Here is a 2,840-nt window from a genome sequence, read left to right as displayed (position 1 = left end):
GTTGCCAATGCGTCCGACACGAGCATCGCCGTCGTGCATGCGAAAGCTTGGACGCTGACGGAAGATCGACCGATCGAGGATGCAACCATCGTGATCGCTAACGGCTCGATCGTGTCGATGACATCTGCGGGCACGCCGCCTGCAGACGCACGCGTAATCGACGCGCAGGGCAGAGTCGTTACACCTGGCATCATCAACGCCGCCACACAGTTGGGGCTGATTGAGGTGAATGCCGCAAGCGACACCATCGATCACAGCGCCAAGCCGGGTGGTCCCGGGGCGGCGTTCGATATTCAATACGCGATCAACTCGAATTCGGGGTTGATTCGGTTGGCGCGCGCGGACGGCTTGGCCCGCGCGATTACCTATCCTGGCAGCGGTGGCGTTGCCCCGTTCGGTGGAGTGGGGGCACTACTGCATCTGGTGGAACACGGCGACGTGCTGGAACAGCCGCGCGTTGGGTTGTTCATTTCGATCGGCAGTCGAGTCGCGCCGTCCAGCCTCGGTTCGCGCGCGGCTGAATGGCAGGCGTTGCGAACTGCTCTCGATGGTGCGATCGCCGCGGCCGCCAAGCCGGCAGTGACTGGCGCGCCGGCAACAGGAGTTCCGGTCAAGCCGGTTGCGAAGGTCACGCCGTCCCCGTTGGATCTGGTTCTGAGCGGCAAGATTCCATTGGCAATCACCACGCATCGTGAGTCCGACCTCAGGCAAGCGGCGAAGCTTGCTCGTGAGTACGGCATTCGTATCGTGATCATCGGTGGCGCCGAAGCTTGGCGAGTCGCGACTGAACTCGCCGCTGCCAAGGTCGCCGTGGTGCTCGACCCGACGGCAAACTTGCCATACTCGTTCGATCAGCTCGGTTCGCGACTGGACAACGCGGCGTTGTTGCGTAAGGCCGGCGTCGTCATCGCAGTGAGCCTCGACGGCGTGCAAAGTTACAACCCGGGCTCGTCAGTGCGAGAAGGTGCGGGCCTCGCGGTGGCCAATGGCTTGCCCTATATCGAGGGCCTACGCTCCATCATCAGCGCGCCCGCGCAGATCTGGGGTGTCAACGATCGCAGTGGCACGCTGGCGCCGGGCAAAGACGGCGATATCGTCATTTGGGACGGTGATCCGCTCGAACCGTCGTCGCTGCCCACAACAGTGTTGATTCGCGGACAGTCAGTTTCGCAGCTCACTCACCAAAGCGAGCTGCGCGATCGCTACCTGCCTCAGATCCGAGCCGCAGCCGGTGCTACTCGGGTTCAGCCATGAGTCGACTGTCGTGGCTTGCGGCGCTGCTAGCGATCAGCGCAATGACATTCGCGCACGAAAACGATTTTCCTCTGCCGTTGCTGGCTCAGGGCGATGGGGGAGGCGGGTCGACCGAGGTTTCCAGGCCAAGGCAACCGCTCGGCCAAGTGCTGCCGTTGCAGCCCACGCGAACCATCAGCTTCGACACCGACGAAGGCACGTGGATGTCGGTGGACCTGTCCGCCAATGGCCGGCGAATCGTCTTCGACTTGCTCGGCGATCTTTACGGGATCGATGCTCGCGGTGGTCGAGCGACTGCGCTGACGCGTGGCCTGGGGTTTGATACCCAACCCACGTATTCGCCGGATGGTGAATGGATCGCGTTCATCAGCGATCGCTCGGGCGCAGACAATGTTTGGGTGATGCGAGCCGACGGCTCGCAGCCGAGACAAGTGAGCTTTGGTGGCGATGACACCGTGCTGGTCTCGCCGGCGTGGGCACCGGATGGCCAGGCGATTTACGTGAGCCGTTTCCGCTGGAGCCTCAATAACTATGAATTGTGGCGTTACGGCCTCGACGGCGACGAACGTCTGGTCGTCCCCATTCAGGATGCTGGCGCAGCTCGGAAGAGCAGCCTGGGCGCGGTGCTGGCTCCCGACGGTCGCCACGTTTATTTCGCACGTCGCGTCGGCAGTGCGCAGCCTGGCCAGATCGAAGATTGGTCGATTGTGCGCCGGGATCTGACGAGCGGCGCCGAAGAAACATTGATCACTGAGCCAGCTGCGCCGGGGCGACAACACTATCCAGGCGCGTACTTCCGTCCCGCGCTATCGCCCGATGGCAACTGGCTGGCCTATGCGACACGTTTCGAAGGGCAGACCGGGTTGCGTCTGCGTGATCTGCGCAACGGCGCGGATCGTTGGCTCGCCTTTCCCATCGAACGCGATCAGATCGATGCGCAGAGCTGGCAGGATCTCGTGCCTCGTTACACATTCACACGGGACGGCTCGGCAATCATCCTGAGTCGTGGCGGCAAGCTGGAACGATTGCCGCTGGTCGGCGGCACCGCGACGCCCATTCCTTTCAGGGCGACCGTCGACCTGCAGTTGGGGCCACTCACTCGCGTCGCGGTGAAGGAAGACACCGGTCCGGTGCGGGCGCGTCTGATACAGACACCCGAGCAATCGCCTGATGGCAACTGGCTAGCATTCTCGGCGCTCGGCCATGTGTACGTGATGCCGTTAACTGGCGGCGGCAAACCGCGCCGGCTCACCAACTTCGATACGCCCGAGTTTCACCCGAGTTGGTCACCCGACGGTCGCAGCATCGTGTTCATTACCTGGACCGCGCGGGAAGCCGGGCAGGTTTGGATTGCGCCGCTGTCTGGAGGCAAGCCACGCCAGATCACCGATAGCGCTGCCTACTATTCCTATCCCGTGTTCACGCCCGACGGCACAACAGTGCTTGCCGTTCGTTCGGACAATACGGCCCGCTTGCATGCAACGATGGAATTCGGTCGCCAGATCCGCGAAGCCGCACTCATCTCTCTGCCGGTGGCCGGAGGCGCAGCGCGGGTAGTCGCGCGAGGCACGTTCGGCGGCAAGCCG

At 63.1% G+C, this 2,840-nt stretch carries 1 protein-coding gene and 1 pseudogene; both read left to right on the top strand.

Features of this window, described 5'->3' with window-relative positions:
* Window positions 1-1,254 (top strand): amidohydrolase family protein (locus tag JNL55_RS26960; RefSeq protein WP_293861850.1); only part of this gene is annotated, 1,254 nt, incomplete at its 5' end.
* Window positions 1,251-2,840: pseudogene (locus JNL55_RS26955) on the top strand (amidohydrolase); the annotation flags it as partial. The gene JNL55_RS26960 and the pseudogene JNL55_RS26955, both read left to right, overlap by 4 nt.

The organism is Steroidobacter sp. (assembly GCF_016790065.1).
In the GTDB taxonomy this organism is placed as follows: Bacteria; Pseudomonadota; Gammaproteobacteria; order Steroidobacterales; family Steroidobacteraceae; genus Steroidobacter.
Note: the sequence above shows the minus strand (reverse complement) of the source record. Positions and strands in the feature narration are given on the sequence as shown.